The organism is Pseudoruminococcus sp. (assembly GCF_047012705.1).
Lineage (GTDB): Bacteria > Bacillota > Clostridia > Oscillospirales > Acutalibacteraceae > Pseudoruminococcus.
The window spans coordinates 108,005-132,439 of sequence record NZ_JBKXNW010000009.1 but is presented as its reverse complement, the minus strand read 5'-3'; the positions used below and the strand labels follow the sequence as shown (position 1 = coordinate 132,439).

General features: G+C 53.8%; 27 protein-coding genes. All 27 read right to left on the bottom strand.

What is annotated here, in order from left to right:
• On the bottom strand, window positions 1–586 hold a 586-nt coding region (locus ACLU24_RS10355; RefSeq protein ID WP_412612453.1), incomplete at its 3' end, for a DUF134 domain-containing protein.
• A gap of 57 nt (window positions 587–643) precedes the next feature.
• Window positions 644–2,233, bottom strand: coding sequence for a recombinase family protein (locus ACLU24_RS10350; RefSeq protein WP_412612452.1), 1,590 nt, complete (start codon window positions 2,231–2,233; stop codon window positions 644–646).
• Window positions 2,230–3,534 carry a recombinase family protein gene (locus tag ACLU24_RS10345; protein ID WP_412612451.1) on the bottom strand — a complete coding sequence of 435 codons (1,305 nt, stop codon included), beginning with the start codon at window positions 3,532–3,534 and terminating at the stop codon, window positions 2,230–2,232. Before ACLU24_RS10345 ends, ACLU24_RS10350 begins: the two co-directional genes overlap by 4 nt.
• 62 nt (window positions 3,535–3,596) lie before the next feature.
• On the bottom strand, window positions 3,597–3,755 hold the full coding sequence (locus tag ACLU24_RS10340) for an SHOCT domain-containing protein (protein WP_177716864.1): 159 nt from the start codon (window positions 3,753–3,755) through the stop codon (window positions 3,597–3,599).
• A 24-nt stretch (window positions 3,756–3,779) separates the two neighbouring features.
• Window positions 3,780–3,926, bottom strand: coding sequence for a hypothetical protein (locus tag ACLU24_RS10335; protein ID WP_412612450.1), 147 nt, complete (start codon window positions 3,924–3,926; stop codon window positions 3,780–3,782).
• A gap of 362 nt (window positions 3,927–4,288) precedes the next feature.
• Window positions 4,289–5,236 carry a peptidoglycan recognition protein family protein gene (locus ACLU24_RS10330; RefSeq protein ID WP_412612449.1) on the bottom strand — a complete coding sequence of 316 codons (948 nt, stop codon included), beginning with the start codon at window positions 5,234–5,236 and terminating at the stop codon, window positions 4,289–4,291.
• A gap of 1 nt (window position 5,237) precedes the next feature.
• Window positions 5,238–5,651 carry a phage holin family protein gene (locus tag ACLU24_RS10325; protein WP_412612448.1) on the bottom strand — a complete coding sequence of 138 codons (414 nt, stop codon included), beginning with the start codon at window positions 5,649–5,651 and terminating at the stop codon, window positions 5,238–5,240.
• A 57-nt stretch (window positions 5,652–5,708) separates the two neighbouring features.
• Entirely contained in the window at window positions 5,709–7,790 is a 2,082-nt protein-coding gene (locus ACLU24_RS10320; protein WP_412612447.1) for a DUF859 family phage minor structural protein, read from the bottom strand.
• Between the two features lie 12 nt (window positions 7,791–7,802).
• Window positions 7,803–8,885, bottom strand: coding sequence for a hypothetical protein (locus ACLU24_RS10315; RefSeq protein WP_412612445.1), 1,083 nt, complete (start codon window positions 8,883–8,885; stop codon window positions 7,803–7,805).
• A gap of 12 nt (window positions 8,886–8,897) precedes the next feature.
• Entirely contained in the window at window positions 8,898–10,055 is a 1,158-nt protein-coding gene (locus tag ACLU24_RS10310) for a hypothetical protein (protein ID WP_412612443.1), read from the bottom strand.
• 14 nt (window positions 10,056–10,069) lie between these two features.
• Complete coding sequence (locus ACLU24_RS10305) at window positions 10,070–11,884, bottom strand: phage tail spike protein (RefSeq protein ID WP_412612442.1); 1,815 nt, start codon at window positions 11,882–11,884, stop codon at window positions 10,070–10,072.
• A gap of 100 nt (window positions 11,885–11,984) precedes the next feature.
• Window positions 11,985–12,428, bottom strand: coding sequence for a GNAT family N-acetyltransferase (locus ACLU24_RS10300; RefSeq protein ID WP_412612441.1), 444 nt, complete (start codon window positions 12,426–12,428; stop codon window positions 11,985–11,987).
• Between the two features lie 95 nt (window positions 12,429–12,523).
• The gene (locus tag ACLU24_RS10295; RefSeq protein ID WP_412612439.1) at window positions 12,524–13,258 is read right to left on the bottom strand and encodes a distal tail protein Dit; all 735 of its coding nucleotides are present in this window, start codon (window positions 13,256–13,258) and stop codon (window positions 12,524–12,526) included.
• Window positions 13,255–15,750: a phage tail protein gene (locus ACLU24_RS10290; RefSeq protein ID WP_412612437.1), complete on the bottom strand. Its 2,496-nt coding sequence runs from the start codon at window positions 15,748–15,750 to the stop codon at window positions 13,255–13,257. The genes ACLU24_RS10295 and ACLU24_RS10290 overlap by 4 nt, the downstream gene beginning before the upstream one ends.
• A gap of 208 nt (window positions 15,751–15,958) precedes the next feature.
• Complete coding sequence (locus ACLU24_RS10285; protein WP_412612436.1) at window positions 15,959–16,342, bottom strand: hypothetical protein; 384 nt, start codon at window positions 16,340–16,342, stop codon at window positions 15,959–15,961.
• A gap of 15 nt (window positions 16,343–16,357) precedes the next feature.
• A complete protein-coding gene (locus ACLU24_RS10280) occupies window positions 16,358–16,954 on the bottom strand; it encodes a major tail protein (protein ID WP_412612434.1) in 597 nt (198 codons plus the stop codon).
• Between the two features lie 3 nt (window positions 16,955–16,957).
• Complete coding sequence (locus ACLU24_RS10275) at window positions 16,958–17,299, bottom strand: hypothetical protein (RefSeq protein ID WP_412612432.1); 342 nt, start codon at window positions 17,297–17,299, stop codon at window positions 16,958–16,960.
• Window positions 17,296–17,727: an HK97-gp10 family putative phage morphogenesis protein gene (locus ACLU24_RS10270; RefSeq protein WP_412612431.1), complete on the bottom strand. Its 432-nt coding sequence runs from the start codon at window positions 17,725–17,727 to the stop codon at window positions 17,296–17,298. The genes ACLU24_RS10275 and ACLU24_RS10270 overlap by 4 nt, the downstream gene beginning before the upstream one ends.
• On the bottom strand, window positions 17,720–18,055 hold the full coding sequence (locus ACLU24_RS10265; protein WP_412612429.1) for a head-tail adaptor protein: 336 nt from the start codon (window positions 18,053–18,055) through the stop codon (window positions 17,720–17,722). The genes ACLU24_RS10270 and ACLU24_RS10265 overlap by 8 nt, the downstream gene beginning before the upstream one ends.
• Window positions 18,052–18,363, bottom strand: coding sequence for a head-tail connector protein (locus ACLU24_RS10260; protein WP_412612428.1), 312 nt, complete (start codon window positions 18,361–18,363; stop codon window positions 18,052–18,054). The genes ACLU24_RS10265 and ACLU24_RS10260 overlap by 4 nt, the downstream gene beginning before the upstream one ends.
• 18 nt (window positions 18,364–18,381) lie before the next feature.
• Entirely contained in the window at window positions 18,382–19,605 is a 1,224-nt protein-coding gene (locus ACLU24_RS10255; RefSeq protein WP_412612427.1) for a phage major capsid protein, read from the bottom strand.
• A 14-nt stretch (window positions 19,606–19,619) separates the two neighbouring features.
• Window positions 19,620–20,354, bottom strand: coding sequence for a head maturation protease, ClpP-related (locus ACLU24_RS10250; RefSeq protein WP_412612425.1), 735 nt, complete (start codon window positions 20,352–20,354; stop codon window positions 19,620–19,622).
• Entirely contained in the window at window positions 20,254–21,615 is a 1,362-nt protein-coding gene (locus ACLU24_RS10245) for a phage portal protein (protein WP_412612424.1), read from the bottom strand. Before ACLU24_RS10245 ends, ACLU24_RS10250 begins: the two co-directional genes overlap by 101 nt.
• Window positions 21,616–21,688: 73 nt before the next feature.
• Complete coding sequence (locus ACLU24_RS10240; protein WP_412612422.1) at window positions 21,689–22,018, bottom strand: type II toxin-antitoxin system RelE/ParE family toxin; 330 nt, start codon at window positions 22,016–22,018, stop codon at window positions 21,689–21,691.
• A complete protein-coding gene (locus ACLU24_RS10235) occupies window positions 22,015–22,320 on the bottom strand; it encodes a type II toxin-antitoxin system RelB/DinJ family antitoxin (protein ID WP_412612421.1) in 306 nt (101 codons plus the stop codon). Before ACLU24_RS10235 ends, ACLU24_RS10240 begins: the two co-directional genes overlap by 4 nt.
• 77 nt (window positions 22,321–22,397) lie before the next feature.
• Window positions 22,398–23,963, bottom strand: coding sequence for a terminase large subunit (locus ACLU24_RS10230; protein ID WP_412612420.1), 1,566 nt, complete (start codon window positions 23,961–23,963; stop codon window positions 22,398–22,400).
• 136 nt (window positions 23,964–24,099) lie between these two features.
• Window positions 24,100–24,327, bottom strand: a complete 228-nt coding sequence (locus tag ACLU24_RS10225) for a DUF7678 domain-containing protein (RefSeq protein ID WP_412612419.1) — start codon at window positions 24,325–24,327, stop codon at window positions 24,100–24,102.
• Window positions 24,328–24,435: the final 108 nt, after the last annotated feature.

The window sequence follows — 24,435 nt, the reverse complement described above, 5'->3', positions numbered from 1 at the left end:
GCGCACCGCCGCCGATGCCTCCGCAAATCAAAGTGTCCACGCCGTTCTGCATCAGAAAGCCTGCCAGTGCGCCGTGACCGCTGCCATTGGTATCAACGACTTCCGCATGGATAACTTTGCCGTCTGCAGCTTCATAAAGCTTGAACTGTTCAGTGTGGCCGAAATGCTGAAAAATTTGACCGTTTTCATAGGTAACTGCAATTTTCATAATGGAATCTCCTTTGCAATTTTTGTTGGATTTTTCTGTGTTGGCTCTCTGCATCCGGCAGCAGCGGCCGCAGTGGGCTGCCTCCTGTCCTCCGCAGATGCGGTAGTTTCCCCCGGTGATGTGCAGCGGTTTCCCGTGGACAAGACACGCTGCGATCTTGCGCCGTGCGCTTTCGTAAATCTCCTGCACGGTAGAGCGGGAAATATCCATCTGCGCGGCACACTGCTCGTGGGTTTGCTGCTCTAAGTCAACCAGCCGAATGACCTCGTACTCGTCCAGCGTCAGCAGGATCGGCTCACTATCCCCACATCCGTCGGGGCAGAATGTCTCAACTTGTGGTGCGCCACAAATCCGACGGCACCGTGGCGGTCTTGGCATAGATATGTCCCCTTTGTTTACGGTATATACCGATTATACAGCATATTTAGAGAATTGTCAATAAGAAGTGAGCGTTTTACCACCCTGGAATTTGAAGGTCATTCGTCCGTCGGCGTGAACGGTCACTGTGTCAATGACTGTCAACCAGAGCTTTTCGTCAAACTCGGTGAGGGCATCCAATTCCTGCACCTCGAACATAAATGCTCCGATGGCTTCTGCCTGGGCTTCCCGTGCCGCCTTTGTGGCGCGGAGCTGCTCAAGCTGTGCCTTGGCTTTTTCGTACCGCTCCACAAACCCATTGTACCGTGCGGCGTACTCTTCCTGATTCTGCGCCGTTTGCGAATTCTCCGCAATGCAACGCTTTGTCAGTTCGGTCACCACATCGATCTCCTCAAGCAGACTCTCGATTTCTGTATCAATGCCTGTACAGTCTGTCAGGGTGGCTTGCATCAATCGGCAATCCTCAAGGATGTTGTCTTTGCTTTCGATGATAGCGTTAAGGGCGGTCACGAACCGCGCTTTAATGGTTTCCTCGTCCAGATGCGGCGTTTCGCATTTGTGCTCACCCTTGAATTTGCCGTTGCATTGCCAGATGACCCTGCGGTATTTTGAGGTCGAGTTCCAGACTTTCGAGCCAAAGTAGGAGCCGCAGTCCCCGCAGACGATGCGGGAAGAAAAAATGCTCTTTCCGCTGTACTGGCGGCTGATCTGCTTGCGCCGCGCAAGCTCCGTCTGAACTTTGTCGAACTCTTCCGGCGTAATTATCGGCTCATGGCTGTGTTCCACATAATACTGCGGCACCTCGCCCTCATTGACCTTCCTCTTTTTTGTGAGGAAATCGACCGTGAAGCATTTCTGAAGGAGTGCAGCGCCCTTGTATTTCTCGTTTTGAAGGATGCTTTCCACTGTACTGGTCTGCCAGCGTTGTTTTCTCGATGGAGTCGGAATTCCATCTGCTGTCAGTTCCTTTGCAATGGCCCCCGGCGTCAACCCCTCCATGAATCGAGTATAAATCCGGCGGACAACGATTGCCTCATCCGGAACGACTTCTGGAAAACCGTCCGCTCCTTTGCGATAGCCGAGGAACTGCTTGTATGGGAGATTGACCTTTCCATCGGCAAACCGTTTTCTCTGTCCCCAGGTAACATTCTCGGATATGGAGCGGCTTTCTTCCTGTGCCAAGCTCGACATGATAGTAAGCAGCAGTTCGCCCTTGCCGTCAAAGGTGTAGATGTTCTCTTTTTCGAAGTAGACTTCTACGCCTTTTTCTTTCAGTTTGCGGATGGTAACCAGGCTGTCGACCGTATTTCGGGCGAAGCGGCTGACCGACTTTGTGACGATGAGGTCGATTTTACCGGACATGGCGTCGGCGATCATTTCATTAAAGCCGATGCGATGCTTGGTATTCGTGCCGGAAATGCCCTCGTCGGTGTAAACCTTAACAAACTCCCATTCGGGATTGCGTTTGATGTATTGCGTGTAGTAATCCACCTGTGCCTCGTAGCTGGTGAACTGCTCATCGCTGTCTGTGGACACTCTTGCGTATCCTGCGACCCGCCGTTTTTGTACAGCCACCCTGGAAAGGTGCGTCAGCGGATTGATGGTCGGCGGAATGACTGTGACCGACCGTGCTGCTGTTCTGTTCATTCCTTTTTCCTCCTTGCCTGTAATGCCCGCTGCCGTGCCTTTTCTTTCATTTCAGGCGTCCAGCTTTCTGCTCTGGAGCGGTCTTTCCATCGTTTAACGATTTCAGAACCGTCGTCCATGCAGTACACGACCACATTGTTTTTCTCTGCTCTGATTGCCGTTATTTTGCTTCTGACCATATCGCTGTCGATGCTGCCCTCTCCCAGCACCTCGCAGGTGAGGACTTCGAGCGTTTCTTCTGGAATCCGCTTTGCAGCACATTCGGATTTTCCTTTTGTCTGGAATGTAGTGCAATTCCAGTAGTGTTTTTTGCGGTAAGTTACGCGCTTATAGGTATTGCCGCACAGTCCGCAGTGAATCAGCCCCGAAAAAGCTGAATGAGTCGGTTTTTTGCGGTTGGAAGTCTGTTGCGCCAGTATTCTGAGCCGCTCCTGTGCCTTATCAAATGTTGCCTGGTCGATGATTGGCTCATGCGTTCCCTCAGCATAGTACATCGGAAGCTCTCCTCGATTGGGTAACAGTTTCTTTTCAATGTGGTTGTTGCGGTATTGCTTTTGCAGGAGTGCATTGCCGAGGTACTTTTCATTGGATAAGGTATTCCGCATCCGCTCCGCACACCATGTGCCGCCGAGAACGCCTTTATGTCCTCTGGCATCAAGGTCACGGCAGATGGAACTCATGCTCTCGCCGCCGTTGAACCGTGCAAATATCTCTCGGACGATGGCAGCGTCCGTCTCGTTCACCCTTATGCCGTCCGGTGTGATGTCATAGCCGAACAGAAAGCGGAGGTTGATGATTTCTCCGTTTTCAAAGGCTTTTCGGACACGCCATTTCTGATTTTCACTGGCTGACAAACTCTCTTCCTGTGCGTAGGACGCCAGGATGGTCATCATCAGCTCACCGTCCGCACTCATGGTGTGGATGTGCTGCTCTTCAAAGAACACATCTACACCCAGGCTTTTCAGCTCTCGGACAGTCTGAAGAAGCGTCACCGTATTTCTGGCGAAACGGGATATGCTCTTCGTAATAACAAGATCGATGTTCCCTTGGCGGCACTCCTCAATCATGTGCTGAAACCCGGCTCGTTCTCTTTTTGTGCCGGTCACAGCCTCATCGCTGTAAACGCCGCAGTACATCCACCCGTTGTGGCTCTGAATCATTTTGCTGTAATAACTGACTTGCGCGGACAGTGAATGCAGCATGGCATCCTTTCCTGTGGAAACACGGGCATAAGCGCAAACACGCAAAGCTCTCGGCTGTGCGGGAATTAGGGCATCGACCCTTTCTACTACTCTCTTCATGTGGTTCACCTCCCTTTGGTGTGTGACATATTACCTCTAAAAACACGATTTATCCAGTGATTTCAGCGGAATATACTACACGAAGATATACCGTATTTATTGGCTATAATTGTATCGATCTTAGCGTACTCTTTGGCTGATATCAGCCCCTTGGAACGCATACTCCGGGCGAGTGCCATCGCCATCTGGTAGGCAAACAGACGCTTATCGTAATCACTCATGGTCGGCCTCCTTCCTGCGGAATTTCAAATAGCAGTCACGGGAGCAGAACACCCGATGGCTGTTGCCATAGCTTTCAAACTGCTTCCCGCAATGTCGGCAAGTGAGTGTGTAGTACGCTTTTCGCTGCACTCTTTCGGGATGTGCGTTCCACCACGCCATTCGGCAGGCATCGGAGCAGAACATCCTTTTCCGTTTATGCGGTGTCTGCTCAAGCGGAGCCAGGCAGTTTCGGCACAGGGCATTTGAGTCCGGCATCTCTTTGATCTGCACAGGATGTCTGGCGCAAAAGGACTTTACAGTGTTTAGCGGTAGCCCTGTTATAGCGGATATTTTCTTATACCCGTAGCCCTGGTGTTGGAGTTCCACAATTCGTGAGCGTTCCGTGTCTGTCATAGTGTGATTGATACCTCATTCCTGAGAAATAGCGTTTCTCGCTATACCCAGAGAAAAGGCACTTTTGTCAGGGTAAAATGGGCAAAAAAAATAACGCCCTCCACGGAAAAATCCGCAGAGGGCGTGTGATAGGTTCGATTTACTTATTCGGAATCTTCAGCTTCATGCCGCTGTAGATGACATTGCTTTTCAGCCCGTTCAGGCTGACGATTTCCTTATAGCGGCTGCCGTTGCCGAGATACTTCTTGGCGATTGCCCAGAGGGTGTCACCATGCACCACTGTGTGGATGCGGTAGTCCCCGGCGGGTTTCGTGCCTGCCACGGCAAGCGCAGAGGTCTTGACCGGCGACATGATGGCGTACCTGCCGGATTCATCCTTATTGATGACGGCACGGTCGCCGCTGACCTCGACCACATACCAGCAGAGCTTCTTCACCCAGCCGGGAATGGATTTGCCGTTGTAGTAGGTACTGCCCGTAATGGTCACGAGGTCGCCAGCTTTGATTGTGCCGGTGGGTTGGGTCGGTTCGACCGGCTTCACCTCGCTGCCGAGAGCTGCCGTGACCCTGGATGCCAGATCGCCCATACGGGCATACATCCAGTTGCCGGGGCAGGATTTGTTCGTAAACCAGCGATGGACGGTCAGAACCATCTCGTCAGACTTCGGAGTGTAGTTCAGCGTCTTGGTCTTATCGCCCAGCCAGAGCAGCTTGGTTTTGCCGTTTCGCCTGCAGATATCGGTGCAAAGCTCGATGAGTCTCTTGTACACCACATCCTTGAAAGCGTAAGGCTCGGTGTTGTCGCTGGCACACTCGATGGTGATAGCTCTCTGGTCGTTGGCTGCGGAGGAGGAGCACCAGGAGCGGTTTTTCTCTTCCACATACATCCCGACCCGACCGTCCACGCCGATGCCATAGTTGCTGCTTGCCTGCCGTGAGGTCGGCAAAAAGATGTTGCCCAGCGTTTCCACACTGCACTGACCCACCACGCAGTGCGGCGTGATGCGGTCAATGCTGTGGGTACGCTGCCCGGAGTGGTTCGGGCTGAGTTTGGTGTAGGACACCAGGGAACTGTTTGTGTAAGCCATATTATTCATCCTCCTTTTCACTGCGGTCATGAAGCTGCTCCAGAACGGATTTCAGCTTCTGCGGAATAGGCAGTCCCAGGTATGCGGCGTTTTCCAACAGGGACACGCCCTCATTCGACAAATAGAAGAAAATGACGGCGGTACGCATCACCGAGCCGCTGCCGATGACGCGGGTGTCGAGAATATGCCCGATGCCGACCAGAGCGAAGATGAGCACCTTTTTGAAAATGCCCTTGAATCCGACTTCGCTGGACAGCTTCTTGTCCACCACGGCGCACATGATGCCGGTCACATAGTCGATGACCACGAAAGCCAGAAGCGCATAAAGCAAGCCGTCACATCCTCCCAAGAACCATCCGAGCCAGCCGCCGATACCGGCGAACACCACCTGAATGGTCGTCCAGAATTCTTTCATGTTGTTTGTCCTCCTTTGAAAGTTGAATTTGTGTATGAAAAAAGTGACGCCGGAGCGTCACACTTTTCCGATGGCATAGATTGATACCTTGTAGGTTGCCGATGGTACCGTATTTGGTCTTACGGCAAATATCTTTCCGGGGTTGGTCGTTGTAGACCAGCTACTCGAACTGCCTCGCTCCACAAACATGGCGTAATTGCTGTTCTCCGTGGAGATATGGACATGGGGAATTTCCGCGAAGGTAAATGGAAAATTAGGGAGCGCAATTGCTCCGCTCTCATAGAGCACGCCCCATGCCGTCGAAATGGCGGTCGTAAAGGAATACTGACCCCAACATTCCGCTGTACCGCTTTTCCATTTACGGTAATTCCAGATGCCGCTTGTCCCTTGCTGAATGACAAAATCCGCAAGGGGTGAGCCATCCACCCGCATATCTCCGGCAACATCCAGCATGGCTTGTGGCTCCGGCGTGTTGATGCCGACCTTCTTTTTCCGAAGCGCAATGAGCGGCGTACCCTGCGGGACAGTAAAATACAGATCCAGACTGCTCAAAGAATAGAGCTTGTCTTGGATCTGCAAATGGAAGTCGTAGGAACTGTTGGCATCCAGATTGCACAGTTCCAAATTGGAGTAGCTGAAAGAGGTTCCGCTTTTTGTCGTGCCGGAATAGATGCTGGTGTAGCTGCCGTAGCTGCTCTCACTGGTTTTCTTGTAACGATACCGCACATAAACCACGCTGTTTTTCTGCGTCCCGTCTACGGTCACAGCAGAAATAGAGCCACTGAATTTGAGCTGCATTTCCGCTTCAATGTCGTTGGTTCGTCGGAGCGTCACCGAGGACACCTTCGGCTTTGCGTATGGGATGACCGTAATAGTTTGGGAAACGCTGGCGGTATAACCGCGGGAGTCCGTGACCGTGAGCGTGACCGTTACGCTGCCGGACTTGGCGATCTTTCCAACAGATAAGGCAGAGCCGGTAGTGTTAGAGGATGACAGCCCGTTGCAGGAAGCTGTGTAGTTGGAAATACTGGCACCGTTTTTTGCAGTTGCCGTTCCGGGCGTGACCTTGAGGGTCGAGTAGTTCTGAACGAATAGCTGGTCGTTGCCTGTGAGGTTTTTCGTGGTCGTGTAGCTGTCGGCATAAGTGAATCCGCTTATGGTTGGAGCAGAATTGGTTGCCGTGGTCAGTACAGTGGCGGTCTTGCTTGAGGTGCTGCCGATCTGCGTAGACCCGCTGTAGGACGAAACCGCAAAGGTACCTGTGAACGACTTGATGGACGCCATAGCGTTCAACAGCGTTGTCCTCTGCGCCGATGTCAGCGTGACCGTGCGGTTCGCCGTGCCCTTCGACCAGGAAAGCCCGGAAATAGTCAGGATGGTCGCGCTGCCGTTTTTGAGCACCAGCGTATTGGTGTAGGAGGCTTCGTACACGGTCACATTGATGGTAATGGAAACCGTGGCATTGTCCGCCGTCACCGTGTTGACACTATTCACCACAGCACCGCCCAGCGTCTTGACCGTGGAACTGCCGGAAGTGCCGTAGACATGGTTGTACTGCCGCCTTGCTCTGACCCTCACCGTGTAGCTTGTATTCGGTGAGAGCGAGGACAATGTTACGCTGGCGCTGGTGGATGCCGTCGTTGAGAACTGCGTCCAGCTCGAACCGCCGTTTGTACTGTACTGCCAGACGTCCGCCGTGGCCGAGGATGTCGCGGAGATTTTGAACCCGTTTGCCGTGACATTCGATGTACTGAATGTAACTGTGGGAGCAGAGCGGTCAATGGTAGTCAGCGTCATGCTGCCGCCGTATTCCTGTGAACCGTAGATATAAACACGGGTCGAGAATCCGACCGCAATCGTTTTGCTGCCGTTGCTGTTGTGAGCTACAGTAATCGTGCCACTGACAGAACCTTTCTTTGCCGGGAAAACACGGTCATCCCAATAGGTACGGCCCTTTGAGTATACGGTCGTACCATTGATCGTTACAGTGGTCGTGTCAATGGTGTAGTAAGTGGATGCGCCACCGGTAGAGGTCAGCGTCCAGGAAAGTGTTGAGCTGTTACCGACCACATTCACGCTTTCTGAAATGTCCAGTTGAAGATAGCGCCCATCGTATGCTGCACTTTTCCAAGTTGCCATAGCTTTCCCTCCTTAATCCAGAATGACGATGTTCAGCCCCTCGGACGCCGTCGGCATCGGGACAAACTTCGTTTTGCCCACGGTCAGCTCGCCGTCCACCGTGGTTTTCTTGGTCTGCGTTTCGTCCTTGTTCAGGGTGAAGATCACCTCGTCGTTGTAGTAACCGGCGAACTCCGTGTTTGTGATGACCGTCCGCTGGGACGATGCGCTGTTGGTTACCTCGATGCCCCGCTTGTCGATCTTGACCTCCTGAGTGTAGATCTCGTTGGGAGCAGGCGTCCACTTTCGGGGAATCGCTCCTTCGGAGATCATGATGTCGGCGAGATAAATGGACGCATCCCGACAGTAGCAGTAAATACGCAACGTGGGGTCGGTCACATCCGTGAGCGTTACGGAGTAATCCGTCCAGTCAAACGCCGTGGACTTATTGAACAGGTACTTGGTTTTGTTCCCGTTGTAGGTTACATAGAAATACCCGGACATGGTCGAGGTTTTCTTTGCCCGAACCGAGATCGTATAAGTGCCGGGGACCACCCCTCGGATGTACTGCGACAACGAGGAGTATGCGCCCAGCACAAAGCAGGAGTCGGAAATGGTGTTGTTCTGGGTATCGGTGGAGGTATCTGTTTTTACCGTACCGGAGTAGCTCCAATCGTCCGTTATGCCGTTCAGCCCAGAGGAATTCTGCACATAGTTGATGCCGCCGATGTACTGCTCCTGCATGGTGACGGACAGTCCATCCACCGTGTGTTCCAATTCCGAAACACGGCTTTCGGAGTTCAGCACCCGTTCCTCCAGGACGCCCTGGTCGTTGGACACCGTTTCCACGGTTTCGGTGAGGGTCGCCACATAGCTGTTCAGCCCGTCGATGGTCTGCTGGAACTGTGCGTCCTTCTCGGTCAGAATGGAAATGGTGGTGCGGATCGTTTCAATGTCGTTCTGCACCATCCATTCATTTCCGTCCCATATCTTCGTTTCCGGCGGGGTCACGGAAGTATCCACCCAGAGCTGCCCCTCATAGGGGTTCTCCGGCGGCGTGTCCGAGGTGACCACATCGCAGAGACTGATAATCGTGAACTGTGCTGATGCGATCATCTCACCACCTCCTCAAAGCGCCACAACGACCATAAAGGTTGCCTTGGTATCCACATCGGCGCTGGACACCGACAGGGTCTTGCCGGTCTTGCTGCCGTTGGTACCCCAAGAGGTATCGACAACACCGTCTTTGTTGTACTTCGTCCAGGTGTAACTGCCGTTCCCGGCCGCATCCACCTCGGAGCCCGCCTGGTAGCAGACGGCGGTCAGCACGGTCGTACCCTGGCCGTTCTTGAACACATCGCCGCCCGTGGAGGTGACGATGATCTGCAACGGGTCGGAGTTGTCGATGAAGGTCGCCACATCGAAAAACTTCGTGTTATAAGAAGCCGATGCGGAATCTGTGTCCTGGGCACAGCACTTGAACACGGCGTAGCTGTCCACCGCTGCGGCGTAGACCGTGAGGGTATTGGTGACCGTGCCGGTGTATTTGTCGGCGGTATCCGAGAGCTTGCGCCAGCCGATGCCGAAGTCTGCATCATAGCCGGTGGAAGAAGTAGCGGTGACGGAAGCGTCCATGACCGCCCACTTGTAGCTGACCTTGGTGGTGTCCACCGTAGAGCCACGCCACAGCTCGGCCTTGGCGGTCAGACTGGCGACCTCCTCGTTCTTGAACACATTTCCGTTGGGCGTGGTGACCAGCAGGTCAACGATGCCGGAGCCGTTGACCACACGGGAGAAGGAAATGGTCAGCGGATGGGTCAGCGACAAACCGGTGCTTTCGTCCTTGTAGGTGATGACGCAGCGGTAGTCGATACCGGGCAGCTCCGCCATGACATTGGCCTTGACCGTGAGGATGTGGCTCTTGGCACCACTCAGTCCGTAGTTCGTACCTGCGGTAATGGCGGTGTTGCTGTCGCCCACATACCACTTGACCGAGGTGACATTGGCGGTGGCGATCTGGTCGGCAGTGGTGCCGATGACATACAGACTGGGTGTCAGAACGAGGTTCTTCGTTTTCCAGTCCGGGGTGTAACTGCCGTTGTCGGGGTTATACATCTGAGTCTTGGCGAGGTTCGAGCCGATGTACCCCGTCAGCGTCAGTGCGTCATTGTAGTCGATGATGGTAAACTGGCCTTGTGCTTTGCTCATGTGAGAAGCCTCCTTTGAAGTTGTTGTATCAGAAACGGACGCTGTTCCGGTTTCTGTTGTGGGTTCTGTGGTTGCCATAGTGAATTCCTCCGTTATAACAGGCTCTGCCTGGTCGTGGTGTCGATGAGGTCGCAATAAAAAGTGGCGCGGACTTTGACATCCGCACCGGTGATGACCACGGACTTTGCGCCGCCGAAATGCTGTTCATTCCAGACTTTGTCCGCTTCCGTATCTTCCGACACCCTTGTCCAGATAAACTGGTTGGCATCCAGCGTGTCGGTGATGTCTTCATCCCAGGAGTACACCTTGGCGGAAAGCAGCGTTTTCACATTGCCGTTTTTGAAGATGTTCCCGTTGGACGAGATGATGACAAGCCGGAGCATTTTCTGCTCCTCGATGGTGGTAATGCGGTCGCTGACCTCGGTGACCTCCTTGCTGGTGGCGTAGGCACGAAGCACGACCTCGCCGCTCTCCAAATCCCAATAAGACGAGCCATCCTGTGACTGGATAACGCCTGCCTTGATGATGTTTGCTACCAGAGAGCTGGAGGTGATGAAGTCCGCAACGATCTGACCATCTGCCGTGATGGCAGTTTCGTAGGGGCCGTTGTAGCCGTTATGGGAAAAGCCCAGACCGCCCACATTCCACCGCCAGACATTCACGGCATCGTCAATAGAGGGAGCGTCCAGAATGAGCAGCTCATAAGGTTGTCCGTTTTCCTCGCTGGTGTGAATGACCACATAGCCGCCGCTCTGGCCGGTGATAAGCCCGGTGGCCTTGCCGATGGCGGTTTGGAGCAGCTTTGGAAAGCGTCCTACCGTGGATTCCACCTTATCAACCGTTGATTGCACCTCGGAAATGGTGGTGATCATACTGGACTTGCTCTGACCGAGGGAAATGCTCTTGTACCGCTCGGCGAGGGTGTCATACACGGTTTCAATGACCATAGCCGACACGCTGACACCCAGCAGCGAGTGCCGAATGGTGACGGTATCGCAGAGGCTGACCCGCTCCAACAATGCCGAATACTCCGGCTGTTTCCAGAGCGGTTCAAAGGACACCTTCACCGTGGGAATGGTCGCTCCCAGCGGATTTGCCTTGATGTAGCTGTTGGCTTTGGCTCTGAGGGCTTCCTCGGCCACAACTCCGTCAAACTGGTCGGAGAAATCCATGATGAGCGTTTTCGCCCGGACGATCTCCGAAGTCACAATGGGGAGCGTGACCTCCGGCAGCGTGACTACCGTTTCGGTGTCCGTGCCTTCCGGGGTGTACACGGCATACGGGAGCAGTGCGGTATACACTCCGCTGTTGTCTTCGTCCTGCTCCAATGCGGTGAGGTTCTTTCCGTATTCAATGACCACGCCGGTTTTCTGCCCACGGTGCGAATGGAACTTTACCGTGAAGTTGTCCCACTCAAATTCGCCGTACCATTTGGAGAGCATGGAGCCTTCCGTACCTCCGAGGCAGGCACGGACGCTTTTCGGCTGCGTGACGGAAAACGCCTTTGCATCCGAGTAGTCCGTCCAGCCCGTGAAGCGTGTATCTCCGGCAAGGAGCTGCGAGAGAATGAGCTGCGGAGAGCGACTCTCCGTCGAAAAAGGCAACACCGGCACATTGGCAAGGTCATAGGAGATGTGCTGACCGTAGATGGTGACGATGCCGTTTAAGGGCTTCGTGATGCGGTAAATACGGAATGCCTGGTCGGCGGCGGTATCGTTGGGCTTTGCCTTGATGACGCACTCCTTGGTGATAAGCCCATAGTGCTGACCGCTCACCGGGTATTTGAGCAGACACTCAAACACACCGTTTCGCTCTTCGGTGACTTCGCAGGAAACAGTGTCCGTCAGCACACCAAGACCGAATGAGGAAAAGTCCGCAGCGTTGGGCAAATAAAGCACCGGGATCATGAAAACCACCTCCTTCCGGGCATAAAAATACCACCGGGGATTTCTCCCTGGTGGTTGAGTATAAATGATTTACTTGTAGCTCGACAAACTGGAATTGGTTTTATAGAGGTCTTTGCATATACACCATATCTACAAGGTGTACACCACACTCATATATCGGGTGATCATAATGATCCGTAAAGAAATTTGGCACGGTATGCGAGCGTACAAAGCCACATTTTTCATAAAAGGGTATCGTCAACGGGCTGTCGCCGGTTCCCACTTGCAGTATCGAAAATTGTCTGCGGTATTTTTCAATAAGAAATTCAATCAGCGCTTTGGCATAGCCTTTTCGCTGAAATGGGGGAACTGTAGCGATATTCTTAATTTCAAGAATTCCATTCCCTTCGTCCGTTACGACACACTCGCATTTCACTCCGTCATCATCAAGAACATACATTTTACCTTTATAGAGATAACAGTCAACCATATCTTCCTGCTCATCTGCCAATAGGAGCAAATCAAGATATTGTTTTTTGTTTTCTGTAACTTCTACAATTCTCATCAATCACACCTGCAAATTTCGACTTGTCGTCCTCACTTAAAAACAGTATACCATACCTTTTTGAATTTTTCTACCGCTTACAATCGGGAGCGACCTTACAGACAGCACCACCTCGGAATGACCTCGATCCGCTGCACATTTCCTGCACAGGCGATGGTGGTCGTTCCCGGCTTCAGCACCGGAAAACCTTCGCCGGTAACGGTATCATTTTTGAGGGTGGTATCCTTAAAGCAATTCATAAGTTCGCTGTCAATTTCGATGGTTTCGTCGACCTCTGAAATCGTCCACAGGTTCGTACCTTCGCCCTCCGGCTGAATCATAAGCCGTACTGTGCCGCCTCCATATATTTTGATGTACGGTTTGCTTGTGAAAGCGGTGGGATTGGTTACAGACAACCTTCTGGTGCCGGATGCTAAAACCTTTTGTCCCGCGAAACTGTATTTGTAGGGCTTGCAGTTGAAGGTCACGGTGAAGCAGCCGACCTTGTTTAGCTGCTCCTCAATGTCCAGATTGCCGGAGATGACACCGTAGCGGAAATACTCCGCATCGTAAGAGTCGGTGATTTCGTGGTATCTGTCCGGCTCGGAATAAAGCCAGCCCTTAATGTCCCGCAGGACAGCGGCAAGTGCGGCTATATTCTTCCGAGCGAGGAACACCGTGTAAGTAACCTTGATGTTTGCAAAGCGGCGGTTCGGATTGATGATGTCACCGCTCCTGCCGGGAATGGAAATGAACTCCGCATCGTACTCCGGTGCGGAGAACACGTCCTTCTTCTCGATATGCAGACCGAAATCAGCGGAACTGCGGCCGTTGTAGGTAAAATAGGTCATGCGAATACCACTCCTTTCCGCTGGGCAAACTGGTTTGCCGTTTCCATGACTTCGGAGGTGAGCTGACGGATATCCTCACTGCTGTAATTGTTGAAGTTCGTAATGTTCAGGGCAATGGTGAAAGCGGATGCCGCCTTTCCGACCACACCGTCCACGGCAGAGCGGATCGAGCCGTTCACATCAAAATCAGTAGGCAGAGCCGTCTGCATATCGTGGGCAAGGTTGCCCATAACGCCGTTGATGTCCTCTGCCATGCCTTCTGCGGCTTTGACCGCTTCATTGCCGTTGTCATCAATGGAGCCTGCAAGACCCTTGACCAGCATTTCACCGACCCATGCCATCTCCTTCGAGGGTGAATGGATACCGAAGAAATCGCAGATACCGTCCCAGATGGAGGAGATCCACCCGGACACTTTATCCCACAGCCACGAGGCAAGCTGGGTAATACCGCTCCACAGTCCCTTGACGATGTTGCCGCCGATTTCTACGATTTTATACATCAGAGAGCCGAAGGCTTTCACGATGCCCGCAATAATCTGCGGCACGGCCTTGACGATCTCCACGATGATGGTAGGCAGGTTTTCAATCAGCGCAACGAACAACTGCACACCTGCCATGATGATTTTATCGATGTTTCCGACCAGAGCATTGACAATGCCGGAGATGATTTGCGGAATCGCCTGCACGATGGTCGTGATGATCTGCGGCAGGGCTTGAATGAGAGAAATCAGCAGGTCGATGCCTGCCTGAATAATGAGCGGTATCGCATTCAGCACAGCATTGATAATGCCGTCAATGATTTTCGGGATAGCTTCCACGATTGCCGTGATGATCTCCGGCAATGCAGTCACCAGCGAGGTCAGAAGCTGAATGCCTGTTTCGATAATCTGAGGAATCGAATCCAGTAAGAAGGTAATGATACCGTTGATGATCTCCGGCAGAGCTGCAATCAGCACGGGCAGTGCGTCCAATAGTCCCTGGGCAAGCCCTGTTATAAGCTGTAAGGCTGCGTCAAGGAGCATCGGCAGGCTGTCCACCAGTCCTTGTACGATGGTGACGATAGCCTGCACCGCTGCCGGGATGAGCGTGGGCAGTGCATCCGCAATGCCGGTCACAAGTGTAGACACCAGCTGCACCGCTGCCTCGATAAGCAGGGGCAGATTCTCGATCAGCGTGTTCACGATGGTCATAAGTGCGGACACCGCAGCCGGGATAAGCTGCGGAAGCAAGGACAGTAGCGTTTCCAGCACCTGCGAGAATAGCTCAGTGACCGCTTCCAGCAGTGTGGGCAGCAGTTCACCCACAGCCGTCAGCAGAGCATCCAGCACCGTGGGCAGAGCCGCCACGATGTTTTCAATGACCGGGGTGATGTTTGCCACCACGGTCTTGAAGGCATCCACCATGTTGTTGCACAGCAGTTCCATGTCAGCATCCGCATCACCGAAGCCTACGATAAGGTTCGACACGGCGGATTTCAGTGCATTGACAGAGCCGGAAATGGTGGCTTCGGCTTCTTTTGCGGTCGTACCGGCAATGTCCATGCTCTCCTGCATGACATGGATGGCTTCCACCACATCTGCGTAGGAGGAAATGTCGTACTTGACACCGGATATCTTCTCCGCATCGGCAAGCAGGCGCTCCATTTCCTGCTTTGTGCCGCCGTAGCCCAGCTTGAGGTTGTCGAGCATCGTGTAGTTCTGCTTGGCAAAGCCCTGGTAGGCATTCTGAATGGAGGACATATCCGTACCCATCTTGTTGGCGTTGTCGGACATATCCGTAATTGCCATGTCCGCATACTTTGCGGCCTTCTCGGTATCACCGCCGAGGGACTGGATCAGGCTTGCAGAGAACCCTGTGACCGTCTCCATGTACTCGTTGGCAGAGAGTCCCGCCGTTTTGTATGCGCTGGCGGCATACCGCTGGATCTCCTGCGAGGAGTCCTTGAACAGGGTGTCAACGCCGCCGACCAGCTGCTCGTAGTCTGCATAGGCAGCGATGACCTCTTTTCCGAGCTTCACGGCGGCGGCACCTGCGGCAACAACCACGGCACCGAGTGCCACACCTACGGTTTTGAGAACCTTGCCGAAGCCTTCAAACTTACTGCCGGATTCCTCCGCAGCCTTGCCGCCCTCCTTGATGGCTTTCTCGTTCTCGTCCAGCTCACGATTCATATCGTTGAGGGCGGCTTCGGCATTGTTGAGTTGGATCTGCCAGTTCTGGGTGCGGCGGTCGTTCTCTCCGAAAGAGGTGGCGGCATTCTGCAGAGCCTTACGAAGAGTTTCGATTTTTGTAGTCTGCTCATCGATCTCTTTTCGCAGCACCTTATTCCGTGCGGCGAGAGCCTCCACGGATTTGTCATTTTTATCGAACTGAGAGGTGGCGAGCTTCATTTCGGAGCCGAGCACCTTGAAGGACTGGTTGATGTCCGCCAGCGCTTTTTTGAACTCCTTTTCGCCCTCAAGACCGATCTTCAGTCCGAAACTGTCTGCCATTTACCGTCACCTCCTTAAATGTCATCCGGGATAATATCGTCAATGTAGTGTTCGTGAGCAGGAATAGCCTGCCCGTTATACTGTTTGTGGCACTCCCACAGATCCAGCAGAAGTCCAAACGGCATCAGCCACACCTCATCTTGGCTGAGATGCAGGTGGGCAAGACCGTAATAAAGAAGCCGGGTAAACAGCTCCGCATCGGAGACCGTTACCCGACTTGCGCGTTTTTTGCGTCTTTCTCACTTTCCACATTCCGCTTGGTGCCCTTGTAGAGAGCTTCCGTAATGGCGGTTTTGTAATCGGCAAGGTCGAGGGGCGTGGTCAGAAGCTCCACCACATCCTCGGTGAGCAGCTCCTTGGGATGCTCTTTATCCTTGAGGTTGTGAATGAGGATGCTCTGATTTGCCAGAAGCGTGATGAGCCACACGATCTCTCCGATGGCCATTTCAAAGTTCTCGGACTTCATCAGCTTCTCGCCGAGGTTTTCCAGCCCGCCATAGCGACCGGCGATCTCCTTGGTGGCTTTGGTTGTGAGGAGCAGCGTGTACTCCTCGTCACCGATGTTGATAACTGCGGTTCTTTCGTTATCCATTGTGCGTTACCTCCGTTAACCTTGTTTTTCGGGTGTCGTGGTATAGGTCGGCTCATAGACTTCCTTATACCAGTTCGTGATAGTCGCAGCGGTCACATCGCCCTCCAGTGCCTCCGCTTTCCACGGGTGCTTGCCGCCTGCGTCTGCCTTGTTGCGGCGCAGAATGGTGCCTTCAATGGTCGGCGTGGAAAAGGTAATGCTGTCGCCCTTGGTGGCAAGGTTCGTCGCCGGAATACCGAATTTCACGCGGTACAGCCAGTAATACTTGTACTTGCCGTTGGACTTCTTGGCACGGAAGCCTACCGCCACAGGGTCGCCGCCGTCCTCGGATGCGGAAATCAGCACCTTGTTCTTGTCAATAGTCGCACCCGTGAGGTCGGATGCCGCCGCAGAGCCGATATCGTCAATGCCGAGGGAGAGTGTGCCGGATTTGAATTCCTTCACGATCTCCGAAGCGCCGTCATCGGCATAGAGCGTCGCCTCTGCCAGTTCCACCGAAAGGTCAGCGGAGATGGCTTTGGCAAGCTGGGACGGCGTACCGTAGGTTTCCTCACCGGCGTCGTTCTCGGTGATTTTTGCGTAATACAGTTTGTCAAGACCGATAGTCGCCATAACTTATTCCTCCAGTTCGTAGATTTGCGCCACATCAATGGCGTAGTGATGATAGCCGGTTTCGGTCTCAAAGCCGATGTACCGGCGGTCGGTAATATAAAAATCCGCACCCAGCATGGCTCGGACGAGTGCATTTTTCAGTTTGGTGTAACTGCCCTTTGTGAAGAGGGACAGCCGTGCCTCCTGTGTCTCACAGCCGGGAGCGTTGTCGGCGTGAAGCTCAAAGTTGTCCGATAGCGGGGTTATCACAAAATAGGTGTCCGGGGCTTTGCCGGAGAACACACCCGTTTCCACTGGAACACCGCAATGCTCGGCGATGGTTTGTAAATCGGATAGAAGACTCACAGCTTTTCCACCTCCTCATCCAGCGCCTTGGTCATGGCATCGATGCATTCCTGCCGGGATGCCGTTTTCGCAGGTTTCAGAAACGGTTTTGCGGGCTGACCGTGCTTGCCGTATTCGAGAATGTTGGCCAGCTTGGCATTGCTGCCGCCGTCCGAGCGTGGCTCGGCAAAACCGACCTTGATGTCGTGGTTGCCGTCCCGGTTCAGCTTGGAGGGCGAAAGGCCGAGTGCGCCTTCCAGTTCGCCCGTGGTGCGGGATTTGAATTTTGTCCCTCTGCCAATGACGGAGGAAAGATTGCTCTTGACCCTTTTCAGCACGACCTCGCCACCGGCCTGCAGGACGGTATCTGCCACGCTGTCAAAGTTGCTGCCGAGCTTGGATATCTTCAGAAGGAAATCCTCCGGCATTTTCATATCGCACTTAGCCAACGGTCGGCACCTCCTTCTTTGCCAGCAACTCAATGTACATCCCACGCCCCTTTACATCCTCCACGGACATAATGTCGTAGCGACAGTCATCGCAGATGAGAAACTGGTCGGTAGTGACCGTCAGCCCAGGAATACATCGAAAGCGGAACAGGTCGGTCGCTTCACTGAATGCAGCGAGGTTTGCCCACCGCTGACTGCCGTGCCGACCTTCCCGGTACACACGGACGGAAGCGAGGACTTCATCCTCGGAATGGGTAAAGCCCTCGCTGTCCTTGACTTGACGGCTTTCCACGATGTCGGCAAAGCCGTTCATTTTTCCAAAGCTCATACCTGCCACCGCCTATCCAAGCGGAGCAGCAGATTGACGGTGTTCCACACCTGCTGCGCCGCTCCGGTGTTATCCGCAAAGAAGCCGCCCGTGCTGCCGTCCCGGCTTTCATAGAAGTGGGACGACAGCATGATGACGGCTTGCTCTGTGGTGGCTGGCATAGGGTTCTCCGTGTAATAGCCCTCCGGGATGTGCTGGTAGCTTTCGGCGTAAGAAACAGCGGCAGTGATGTAGCCTTTCAGCGGCTCATCATCCGCCGTGTGTTCCAGGATAAGGTTGGCTTTCACTTTGGAAAGAAGCTCGTCCATCACCGCCGCCTCCTCTCATTAACCGCCGGAAGAAGCGGAGCCTTTCTGCTGCAGTACCTTGATGGCTTCGGGCAGAATGAGCTTGCCGTCCAGGCGCTTGGATGCGATGAAACCGATCTGACCGGTCTCCGCAAAGCGCTCGTTCAGACGCTTGAAGGTAATACCCAGGCGGTCGCCGATCCAGTAGTAGTTGAAGTCGCCGAAAGCAACGGTCTTCTGACCGGCCGCCAGCTCCGGCGCATAGGGAGAGGTGTAGATACGCTTGCCGAGCAGCGTATCAAAACCGCCCTCGTGCAGAGCGGGCTGCCACAGATACTGGCCGTTGGAGTCCTTCAGCTTGCGGATGTTCTTCATGGTGGAGTCATTCAGAAGCCACACGGCGTTCTTGCGGTAGGCGCTGTTCAGAGAGTAGAACAGGTCGATGAGCTCATCGGCGGTGATGGCGGTCGCAGAACCGGCCGTGACGCCAAGCTGACCGCCGCCAGTGGCATTGAAAATACCCGTGGGCTTGCCGCTGCCGTCGCCGGTGAGGAACGCCTCTTCCTCCTTGTTGCCGATACGGCGGGCGAACTCGGTGCGGAAGTAGGCTTCCAGGTCAAAGGCAGAGTCGTTCAGAAGCTCCTCGGACACCTTGATCATGGTAGCGACCTTGTGTGCGCCGATGAGCTGCTGACCGAAAGCATCATCGCCTTCGGGAATGGTGCCTTCCTCATCGACCCAGGCGGCAGTGCCCTTGGTGGCGACGATGGGGATCTTGTGACTGCCGGAGGCAGTGGTGATGACATGAGCCAGGCTTCTGACCACATTCTCGGCTTCGAGAGACTGCACCAGCGTCTGCTCAAATTCATCGGGGACGAGGTAACCGCCCTCGCTGTCCACGCCTTCCTGCAGAGCATTGCGGATCTCTGCGGTCAGCATACCGCCCTTGGTACGTGCCTGCGCCCAGAACGCCTTCTTATAGGCATCGGAAGCACGGCCAGTCTTGGTGTCCACCTTTGCCGTGTCGGGCTTCTGGGTGATGGGGGTATTGACCGGAGTGTTCAGCTCACGCTCGAAAGCGTCCAGACGCTCTTGGCGCTCGATCTCACGACCGAGGTCGACGATCTCCTGTTCCATCTTCTCATAGGTGGCGGTGTCCTCGGCGGTGAGGACGCCCTTATCGCTTCGGTGGGAGTCGAGAAATGCCTTCGTCTGCTCCCAGGTCTTTGCACGCTGTGCGCGCAGTTCGTTGATCTTACTCATTGTTTGTATCCTCCTTAAGGTTTGATAAGTGCGAGTCTCTTTTCGAGCTCGGAGATGGGTGTGCCTGCACTTTTCGCAGGTTCGGACAGTGTGTGATGGCTCTTGACCTTGGACATGAGCGAGTTGGTGACGGCTCTGCGGCTGAACACGAAGCTGTCCTCCGCAGCGGCGCTTTCACCGTCTGCCTTGAACAGCAAATCATCGGCAAAGCCCAGCTCCACAGCCTTGTTGGCATTCATCCAGGTCTCGGCATCCATGAGGTGGCTGAGCTTGGCACGGGACAGGCCGGTCTTGATCTCGTAGGCATTGATGATGCTTTCCTTGACTTCGGAGAGCATATCGATTGCCTTCTGCATCTCCTCGCTGTCACCGATAGCGACCGTCAAGGGGTTGTGGATCATCATGAGCGCCGTGGGTGACATGAGCACCTTCGTACCTGCCATCGCAATGACGGATGCGGCAGAGGCGGCAATACCGTCGATCTTGACTGTGACGTCACCGTGGTAGTCCATCAGCATATTGTAGATTTGGGCGGCTGCCACGCAGTCACCACCGGGCGAGTTGATCCAGACAGTGATATTCCCGGAGCCGGACATCAGCTCATCCTTGAAAAGCTGCGGCGTGATTTCATCGTCAAACCAGCTCTCCTCAGCGATCGTGCCGTTTAAGAACAGGGTTCTCTCTTGGATCTGTTCCTGCGTCTCCTCGTTGGTCACTGTCCTGTTTTTCCAATTCCAGAACTTCTTCATCGGATTTTTCCTCCTTTCCGTTATCGGTGTTGATATTTGCAAAAGCTCCGGCGTTTTGCAGCGGGAGCATATTGCCGTTGATGAGGTATAAGTCGCCGCCGTCCTCTGCCGGGATGCGGTCGAGGTTTTCCAGCTCACGGATGTCGTTGGCAGACATCCAGCCGTTCTGGCGGCCGATGGCGTACCCGTTCATGCGGCTCTGGTAATCGCCGCGGAGCAGACCTTCCAGATTGAACTTCACGAAATACACGGCTTTTTCGTCCTTGGACATAAGTGACCGTTGGATGGATTGCTCCCAGCGAATGACCCACGGGTCAAGGGTGTATTTCACGAACTCAAGGGACTGCTGCTCAATATTAGAAAAGCTCGACTTTTCCAGGTCGCCGACCATGTGGGGCGGGACTCGGAAAATTCGAGCAATTTCATTGATTTGGAATTTTCGTGTTTCGAGGAACTGTGCCTGCTCCGGCGAGATGCCGATAGGCGTGTATTTCATGCCTTCCTCCAGCACGGCGATCTTATTGGCGTTACCGCTGCCACCGAAGGTGGACTGCCAGCTCTCACGCACACGCTGAGGGTCTTTGATCGTACCGGGGTGTTCCAGCACACCGCCCGGAGCGGCACCGTTGGCGAAGAATTTTGCACCGTATTCCTCACAGGCAATCGCCATGCCAATGGCGTTCTTTGCCATAGCGATGGGACTGTAGCCCACCAAGCCGTCAAAACCCAAACCGGGAATGTGAAGCACTTCGGATGGGTCAAGATAGACCGTTGAGCCTTTCATGGTGGGTGCATCATCGGACTGGGTGGAATAGAGGTAGTAGAGCTTGCCGTTCTTGTCCCGGTTGACCTCCATGCGGTTGGGCATAAGTGGGTACAACGCCACCACTTCACCTTTGCCGTTTCGGATGATCTGAGCGTAAGCGTTGCCCCAGAGGAGCAGGTGCGTCATGAGCGTTTCTCGGAATACAAAGGAGCTCATCTCCGGGTTCGGCTCATCGTGGAGCAAGCGGTAGAGCGGATGGTCAAGTGCTATAGCTTTGCCGCCGCTGTCCGTGTATTTGTAAAGATGCAGCGGCAGTCCCGCCACAGCCTCCGACAGGATGCGGACGCAGGAGTACACGGCGGTCATCTGCATGGCGGAGCGTTCTGTCACCGCTTTACCGGAGGTCGTGCCGCCGAAGAAAAAGGCGTAGTTGCTGCCCGATGTGCGGTTCTGAGGCTTGTCCCTGGATTTGAACAGCCCTGAAAAAATACCCACCTAAATCACTCTCCTTCAAAATGGGCAAAAGAAAAGCACCTGTCCGTAGACAGATGCTCTCGTTGTGTTGAATTCAGATCGTTTCGGTTTCGCTCAGTTGACGGCTGATGTCCCGTCCACCATAAATTATACGGACGGCATAAACCGTGTTTTGGGTTTCGTCCGGGTAGTAGAAAATGAGATAGTTCTTGACCGGGAAACAGCGCAAGCCTTGATTTTTCCAAGGTTCCTCATCATAAAGCCGATACCGCATGGGCATCTGCTCCAAAGAGAGGATCTCTTTTGTGATCTGCCGCACCAGTTTTACTGCGACCTGCGGTTCCTGCAATTCATAGGAGATGTAGTCCAGAATATCCCGTAGGTCGCGCCTTGCCTGATCGGTGAATTCTACTTCCCAATTCATACGCCGTAATCCCTTTTCAGTTCATCCATGACGCTCTGTGCGGAATGGGTGCGACCAGCACGGATATCTGCCATGCCTTTCTCAAGCTCTGCATCCTGCTGCTCCTTTGTTAAAGATCCGAAAGCCACCGGTTTGCGCTCCGGCAGTTTCATTTCAAACGGAATGCCACGCTGCAGAACGATCTGCCGAAGAAACATACTGACCGCATTGGACATGGGGATTCCCAATTGATCAAGCACCTGTTCTGCCTGCTCTTTGATTTCAGGCTCTACACGCGCGAATACATTAGAAGTTCTTGCCATAGCTTATCGCCTCCTTGCGAATATAGTATACCACTTTTGCTTGCGATATGCAAGCAGTTCGCAAGAAGTTTACAATTTCAGATAAACAGCAGGCCCCTTGTGTCGTATACGCTCTCTACATTCTCATTGCCGCAGCGGATAGCGCGGTCGAGTGCCATTATCGTTGCCACGGCACCGTCGATTTTCTCTGTGGATTTTTCCTTGTCCGGCTTGATGTTGCCGGCCGGGTCGGTGCGGATGAAAATGTTGTCCATCATCCAGCGGAGAACGGGATGCCCGCCGTGGGCTATTTTCTGTTCCAGCACCAGCTTCATCAGCTCCTTGGTGGGCGGGGACATATCCTTGAATCCCTGTCCGAAAGGAACGACTGTGAAGCCCATGCCCTCAAGGTTCTGCACCATCTGCACGGCACCCCAGCGGTCAAAGGCGATTTCACGGATATTAAACCGTTCGCCCAGACTCTCAATGAACTTCTCAATGTAGCCGTAATGAACCACATTGCCCTCGGTGGTCTGTAAAAAGCCTTGTCGCTCCCATACATCGTATGGCACATGGTCACGCCGGACTCGGAGGTCAAGGTTGTCCTCCGGTATCCAGAAGTACGGCAGGATGGTGTACTTGCCATTCTCGTCTTCCGGCGGGAACACCAGAACGAATGCTGTAATATCCGTTGTGGAGGACAAGTCCAGCCCGCCGTAACAGACACGGCCTTCCAGATCGTCCTCGCTGACGGCGAACTCGCATTTGTCCCACTTGTCCATGGGCATCCAGCGCACTGCTTGTTTGACCCATTGGTTGAGTCTTAACTGTCGGAAGGAGTTCTCCTCGCCGGGGTTCTGCTTGGCAGACTCGCAGGCGTCCTTGACCTTGTCGATGCCGACCGTGATGCCGAGGGAGGGATTGGCTTTCTTCCAAACCTTCGGGTCCGTCCAATCGTCCGATTCCTCCGCACCGTAGATGACGGGATAGAAGGTATGGTCGATTTTGCGGCCCTCAATGATATCTTTTGCTTTCTGATGTATCTCATAGCAGATGGACTTCGTATCATTGCCGGCTGTGGTAATGAGGAAATACAGCGGCTGCATACGAGCGTCGCCGGAGCCTTTCGTCATAACATCAAAGAGCTTGCGGTTCGGCTGGGTGTGCAGCTCGTCAAACACCACGCCGTGGGTGTTGAAACCGTGCTTATTACCGACATCGGCGGAGAGCACCTGGTAGATACTGCCCGTTGGCTGATAAATGAGCCGCTTCTGGGAATCCAGTATCTTGACCCGTTTGGAGAGTGCCGGACACATCCGCACCATATCAGCCGCCACATTGAAAACGATGGACGCCTGCTGACGGTCGGCGGCGCAGCCGTAGACCTCGGCACGTTCCTCGCCGTCACCGCAGGTGAGCAGAAGTGCCACCGCAGCGGCAAGCTCCGACTTGCCCTGCTTCTTGGGGATTTCGATGTATGCCGTGTTGAATTGCCGGTAGCCGTTGGGCTTGAGGACACCGAAAATGTCCCGGATAATTTGCTCCTGCCAGTCGATGAGCTCGAAAGGCTTTCTCGCCCAGGTGCCTTTGGTGTGACACAGACTTTCGATGAACATGACGGCATAATCCGCTGCGTCCACATCGTAGTGGGAGGTTTTCTCCATGAACCTTGTGGGCTTATATGTTTTCAGTTTTCTCGTAGAGACCACCTCCTGGGCATAAAAAATACAGCCCTGTGGCTGCTTCGGAATATACGAGAGAAAGAGCCTTTCGGCTCAGTCCCTTTATGAAATTATTGGCTTACCAGTTCTCGCTGTGGAGCAGAAGCTCCAGCGCAAGCTGCGTGTTCTCATCGGCGGGTTCGATGTCCCAGCCTCTGTCGTAGTTGCAGACGATTTTGCCGTCCCGCTTGAGCATCAGCTTGGAAATGCGTCCGCCGTCGATGCCCCACTCGGAACCTTTGTCGTACTGCTTCATCCAGTAGTGAAAAACCTCGCCGTTTACCTTGATGCTGCCTTCTTTCCACATAACCGTGTACCTCCGTTTGTTTTGTTGTGAGTGTATATTACCTCTGAAGTGCGGATATAGCCAGTCATTTCGGAGGCATATAGTACACGATCATTCGGAGTAAAAACT